A 6,758-nucleotide genomic window follows, 5' to 3' on the forward strand; every position below is an offset into this window, starting at 1 on the left:
AAGAAGCTATAAAGGAGTATAAGGGAACAGTATTGTTTGTTTCTCATGATAAAAGGTTTTTAGAAGAAGTTGCGGATACCATTATGTATATAGAAAATTATAAAATTAGGACCTATAATGGAAAATACAATGAGTATGTTAATAATAAAAATGAGCTAAAGGACAGGAAGACAAAAAATATTGAAGAAAAGAAAGCAATATTAGAATATAGAATTACAGAATTATTAGGTAAGCTCTCTATAACCACAGATCCTAAGGAGATGAAAATTCTTGATGAGGAATATAAAAATATTCTTAAGAAGCTAAAAAAATTAAGAAATTAATTAGATTAATAGGAATTAATATTAGTATTTAGAATAAACTTAGCTAATTATTAATCCTTTTTCACCCTTTATGTTATAATGAGTTTGTTAATAGGAAGGAGCATAAAACAATGGAAATACTAATAGATGTGCATAATCACACAATTACAAGTGGGCATGCTTATAGCACTGTTCAAGAAATAGCAGCAGAAGCTAGTAAAAAAGGTTTAAAATATGTAGGAATAACTGATCATGGACCTAAAATGCCAAATGGACCTCATATTTACCATATAAGGAATCAGGTAATTATACCAGAAAAAATATGTGGAGTGAAAATATTAAAGGGGGTAGAGTCTAATATTTTAGACCAGGAAGGTCAGTTAGATGTATCAGATGAGATATTAAAAAAATTAGATGTAGTACTTGCAGGATTACACGATGCATGTATAGAACCTTGGAATGTAGAAGGAAACACTAAAGCGCTTATAAGAGCAATGGAGAATGAAAATGTAGATATAATTTCTCATCCAGGGAATCCTAAATTTCCTATAGATAAGGAAAAATTTGTTTTGAAAGCAAATGAAACTAATACTTTAGTAGAAATAAATAATAGTTCTTTTAGGACTAGTAGAGAAGGAAGTAGGGAAAATTGTCGTGATATTGCTTTACTATGTAAGAAACATAATGTCCCAGTAATTGTAAATAGTGATAGTCATATATCTTTTGATGTTGGAAGAGTCGATAAGGCAATTGATTTATTAAAAGATATTGAAATGCCAGAAGAATTAATTATTAATGCGTGTATCGATAGGTTTGAAAACTATTTTAAAGATAAAAGGAAAAGTAGATTTATATAAAAAATGGGAGCAATTATGGCTCCCATTTTTTATTAAGGACAAACTATTTTATGAGACTTATTTCTTTTTTAATCTCCAACCAGCTGCAATCATTAATGCTCCTGCTAAGCCTGTTAATGCCCATGGAGCTGTACCAGTCTTTGGTAAGTTACCTTTTCCTTTTGGTTTTCCTGGCTTAGGTACTTCAGGTTTTGTTTTTGGTTTTTCTCCAGGTTTTTCTGGAGTAGGTTTATCTGTATCTTCTTCTAACTTAGCCAATGCTTTTTCTGCCTCTTCTAATTTAGCTAAATTTGTTACAAGGGCTTTTTGTTCATCTGTTAAGGCATCATAAGCTTTTCTTGTAGCCTCAATAGTTTCCTTATCCTTTAATGTAATCTTTTCTGGTAATTTATCAATTAAATCTATTACTTTATCTACAGCTTCGTTATTACTTGGCTTTTCAAGTTCAACAATTTTAGCCTCTGCCGCTTCTAGCACATTTAAATTGTCTATAAAGTATTTTTGAGCATCTGTTAAAGCCTCATAATCTTCTCTTATTTCAGCAATTTCTTTTTTATTATCTAATGTTATATTTTCAATAGACGGTAAAGCTTTTATCCTCTCTTCTATAGAATTGATTACTTCCTTATCTGCTTCGGTGGGTATTTTTCCTTCTTCAATTAATTCATATACATTTAATGCTTTTGCATTATAGCTTCTTCCATCTTCAGATGTAGGTATCTCTATATTTCCTTCTTCTACTTGTTTAATAATATAATCCCTTAATGGGTGGTTTAAGTCTGCGCCAATGATTTCCCAGTTATTATCAACTTCTGGTGAAATAGTACCTTTTTGTTCAATATGTTGGGCAATATAACTTCTTAAAGAAATAGGATCAGATTCAAAATATGGTTCTCCACTTATAATGCCCATATCTTTTAATCCACCATATCTATAATTATTTATAGCTAACTTAAATGTATCATTATTTTGTACTGGTTTTCCTTTAAATTTCAGATCTACAATTCTTTCACCCTTAGGTTTTGAAATATCAACTTTATAATCTACACCTTGGAACATATCATAATTATAACCTCTAATATTTGGATCAAAACTTATAGTAACATCCCCATCTTTGTAAGTGTTGTAATAGGATGCTGACCATTCCATATAATCTTTAAGTTCTTTTCCCGTTACTTCGATTCCTATTAAAGTATTTGGATATTTATAAATATCAAATATACTTGCATAGGTTATAGGTCCTTTTTTAATATTGGAGTCAAATTTGAACAATGCTGCAGCTGCAATATCAGCTTCTGTACTTTCTAATTGAACATTATTTATTAAGTCTATTACAGCAGTATCTTTAATTTGTGCTTCTGGTATTCCTGGTACTTCGGAAGCAGGATGAAAATCATCTGTTGCAGTGCCTATTACATCAGTTAAGAACTCTAAGGTTTCCTCATGATATTCTTTAGCATATTCCTTAAGTTCATTTGACGCCTCATAATCTTTTGTTTCTATTATTTCTACTTTTTTATTTTCAACATTCCACTTACTACCGTCCTTTTTAAGGTATAAGTCAAATCTTACTACTTGTCTTCCAGCATCTTGAGCGCCGCCTACTACAGTATTATTTACAGTTTCTGCTTTTGTGACATGGTCATGTCCTACTATAAAAGCTTCTATTTCTGGACATCTTTCTATTACTTCTCTAACGCCATCATCTCCATATTCTGCGTCTAATCCAGCATGGATAGTAGCTATTATAATATCTGTTTTATCCTTTAATTCTTCTACGTATAATTTAGTTGTTTCAGCTAGTTTATTAAACTCTAGTTCTGTTACTTTTGGACCGTCCCATCTTGGAATATTTGGATTAGTAAGTCCTATTATTCCGACTTTAATTCCATTAACTTCTTTTATAGTATAAGGCTCAGCAAAATCCGAACCATCGCTTTTATATTTAGCATTAGCCGCCATTATTGGGAATTTTGCTTCATTTTTAATTTTGTCGATTAAGTTTAAGCCAAAGTTAAACTCATGATTTCCTAGGGTCATGGCATCATATTCCATAAAGTTCATTACATCTATCATTGGATTTGGAAGCTCTAAATTAGTGTTATATAAATCATCTGTTAAAATTGTTCCTTGGATAGTATCACCGTTATCTAGCAATATAGTATTTGGATTTTCAGCTCTTACTTTTTTTACTACAGAATGGATTTTTGCAAGTCCTATATTATCTACTTCTTGTCCGTCTTCATAGGACCAGTTGTAAATATTGCCGTGAATATCAGTAGTGCCTAATATAGTAATGTGAACAGTTTCACTACCACTAGCAAAAGCAACTTCCTGTAATGGTGTAATTACTATACTTAGAACAAGAAACATCGTTAGTAATAAGCTGTATAGCCTTTTGTTTTCAAATTTCAATTTGTTTTCCCCCTTTTAAATTTGTTGAAATGTTATTCTTATATATTTATGCCTTATATGAAAAGTTAAGGGGAGCATCTACCTCCCCTTAAAGTCTTTCTTTTATATTTTGTATTATTTCTTTTTTAATTTCCAACCAGCTGCAACCATTAATGCTCCTGCTAAGCCTGTTAATGCCCATGGAGCTGTACCAGTCTTTGGTAAGTTACCTTTTCCTTTTGGTTTTCCTGGCTTAGGTACTTCGGGTTTTGTTTTTGGTTTTTCTCCAGGTTTTTCTGTATCTTCTTCTAACTTAGCCAATGCTTTTTCTGCCTCTTCTAATTTAGCTAAATTTGTTACAAGGGCTTTCTGTTCATCTGTTAAGGCATCATAAGCTTTTCTTGTAGCCTCAATAGTTTCCTTATCCTTTAATGTAATCTTTTCTGGTAGTTTATCAATTAAATCTATTACTTTATTAGCTTTTTCTTTGTCTTCTTCTGTTGGTTCTTCAGGTTCAATTATTGGGTCTTCACCTTTTGTTTCAACAGTCATTCTATTATCAAGTACACCTTCTACTACTTTCATCTCTCTAATACCATCAGCCACTATTTCATCTAAACCTGGGTATTGTGCTATTAGATTGCCACCCCCAAGCATTGTATATCCATCTCCACCAGAAGCCATGAAATCGTTTGTAGCTACTTTATAACTTTTGTTTAAATCAAGAGGTTTGCCATTTACTTTTACACTATGAACTCTCTTGCCAACTTCTTCAGTTGTATCAAGTTTGTAGGTCATACCTGCAACTTGTGAAAATCCCCCTGCTGGTTCTGGATAGGAGGCTGTTCCATGTTCTAAGGCTGCCAATATGTCGCTACCTTTAACTTCTTTTACTACTAAGTAATTTCCAAAGGGTAGAACAGCAATTACATCTCCCATTGTAATTTCTCCGGCCTCTATAGAAGCTCTAATTCCGCCGCCATTGGTTATAGTTACATCGGCTTCTCCTGCTTCTAACATTATATCTGTAATAAGGTTTGCAAGATTAGTTTCACCAGCCCTAACATTTTCTCTTTCTCCATCAAGTCTTACTTTTGCTTCACCTATAACTTCACTGGTTATTTCTTCATTTTTTTCTTCTATTTCTTCTATTAAAGCTTCTATTTCCTGATTTCCTTCTATAGATTCAGCTTCTTCAGTAGTTATCAATTTTCCAGTTCTTTCTTTAATGTTTCCATCCTGAATTTTAATATTCACAACACCTACATTGTTAGTGTGGGAGCCTGTCTGAACTATTAATGTATCATTTATAGGGGTACCGTCTGTTAAGGTAGTGTGGCTATGACCATCAATTAATAAGTCGATGCCTTCTACTTCTCTAGCAACAGTTGTACTTCTTTCTTTTTCGTTAGTTTCTTGATCCATTCCTAAATGAGATAATGCAATTACTATATCAACCTTTTCTTCTTCTTTAAGTTTTTTAACTATTCTCTTTCCAGCATCCACTGGAGCTTCAAAATTAACTCCTTCTGTATTTTTGGGACTTGATTTATACTTTGTTTCCGGAGTTGCAAGACCAAATACTCCTACTTTTATCCCATCAAGTTCTTTTACTATATAGGGCTTAAAATCTCTTTGGCCATTTTCTTTTACAACATTGGAGGCAAGGATTTCAAAATTTGCCATACCTTTTAACTCTAATAACCTTTCATAACCATAATTAAAATCATGGTTTCCTGGTACCATTGCATCATATCCTGCAAGATTCATTACATCTACTATAGATTTACCTCTGGAGATTGTAGCTATGGGTAAACCGTGTAATGTATCTCCAGCATCTAATAACAGTACCTCTTTGCCTTCATTTTTTAGACCTTGAACTATAGTAGGTATTTTAGCAAAACCTATTCCTTCTTTTATCCTAGAGTGGGTGTCATTTGTATGGACTATCGCTATTTCTGTTACATTTTCTGTATCCTCAGCAAATGCTGCATCATGAATAGGTGTTACAAGAACCCCTAATGCTAATACTAAGGATAAAAGAAAACTAAAAAGTTTCTTATTTTTACTAAACTTATTAAACAAAATATTTCCCTCCTCAACATTTTATAATATTCTTAAAATTTCACATGTGTAATTTATTCTCTATATAGACTGAAAATCCTTCTTAATACATTGAATAATAGTAAAAAATGCCAGAATTATAGAAAGTATACAAAATTCTTTATAATAATGTTATGTAACTTGTATGTATTTTATATACTGTTATATTTAAGTAACATATTTAAAACAAATTTCCTTAACGAAATTTATATATATCTTATATGTGGTTATATCAAAGGAAATTTAATATATCAATTCTGTATTTTTTAAGTCATATGCTATACTAAAATAGTAGCTTAAATGTTATAGATTTAAGGAGATGGTAAGTAATGGTGAAAGAATACATAAAATTTGAACCTTCAGTGGTGCCTTTGTATTCCACTAAAGATGAGGATTCCTGGTATCTTTTTAAAGGTAAGAAGTTATTGGTAAAGAAAAAGGAAAATGGAATAAATATTATAAAAGAAAAAGATTTAAAGAAATTAAACTTACATATAGACAATGTTCAATGTATGGGAGCCTGGGAAGGTTATAATTGTTTTAGTGGAGAAATAAATATAAAGAAAGATAAGTTAGAAGACTACAGTTTTATGGATTTAAAATCCTTGTCTACTATATTTAGTGAGGAAGAATTTTTAGCTGCGACAAAAGGGTTACTTTTATTAAATTGGATGAAATCTAATAGGTATTGTGGAATCTGTGGAAATGAAATGAAAAAGAAGGATAGTAAAGATGAAAGGGCTATGATTTGTACTAATTGTAATTATACCACTTGGCCTAGAACTTCACCAGCAGTTATAGTAGCAGTGACAAAGGGAGATAAATTGCTTCTTGCCCATAATAGAGGTTTTAGTAAAGGGGTCTATAGTGTAATAGCAGGTTTTGTAGAATATGGTGAAACCTTTGAACAGTGTGTAAAAAGAGAAGTCTATGAAGAAACAGGAATAAAGGTTAAAAATATAAAGTATTTTGACAATCAACCTTGGCCTTTCCCTAATTCAATGATGATTGGTTTTACAGCAGAATATTTAGAAGGAGAAATTCAAGAGGATAATGAAGAAATAGTACATGCTGACTGGTTTAGTAAAGATGAAATAAAAAA

The 6,758-nt window shown here is 31.5% G+C and carries 5 protein-coding genes; 3 read left to right on the forward strand and 2 right to left on the reverse strand.

Features of this window, described 5'->3' with window-relative positions; genetic code table 11:
* Together VK071_11710 and VK071_11715 are read left to right on the forward strand one after the other, a co-directional pair.
* Positions 1-323, forward strand: a 323-nt coding sequence (locus tag VK071_11710; protein HLR35977.1) for an ABC transporter, incomplete at its 5' end; no start/stop codon positions are given.
* A gap of 110 nt (positions 324-433) precedes the next feature.
* Positions 434-1,159 (forward strand): phosphatase, encoded by a 726-nt coding sequence (locus tag VK071_11715; protein ID HLR35978.1) that lies wholly within the window; start codon positions 434-436, stop codon positions 1,157-1,159.
* A 57-nt stretch (positions 1,160-1,216) separates the two neighbouring features.
* Here the strand turns inward: VK071_11715 and VK071_11720 are convergent, their stop codons facing one another.
* Together VK071_11720 and VK071_11725 are read right to left on the reverse strand one after the other, a co-directional pair.
* A complete protein-coding gene (locus VK071_11720) occupies positions 1,217-3,574 on the reverse strand; it encodes a 5'-nucleotidase C-terminal domain-containing protein (GenBank protein HLR35979.1) in 2,358 nt (785 codons plus the stop codon).
* A gap of 114 nt (positions 3,575-3,688) precedes the next feature.
* Positions 3,689-5,638, reverse strand: a complete 1,950-nt coding sequence (locus tag VK071_11725; protein HLR35980.1) for a 5'-nucleotidase C-terminal domain-containing protein — start codon at positions 5,636-5,638, stop codon at positions 3,689-3,691.
* 347 nt (positions 5,639-5,985) lie between these two features.
* Between VK071_11725 and nudC the strand changes: the two genes are divergently transcribed.
* Positions 5,986-6,758, forward strand: a 773-nt coding sequence (gene nudC, locus VK071_11730) for an NAD(+) diphosphatase (protein ID HLR35981.1), incomplete at its 3' end; no start/stop codon positions are given.

The sequence above is a fragment of the Tissierellales bacterium genome, from assembly GCA_035301805.1.
GTDB lineage: Bacteria > Bacillota > Clostridia > Tissierellales > DATGTQ01 > DATGTQ01.

What these genes read in the sequence shown, in the direction of transcription:
- VK071_11715 (HLR35978.1), top strand. Translation starts at nt 434, where the DNA reads ATGGAAATACTAATAGATGTGCATAATCACACAATTACAAGTGGGCAT.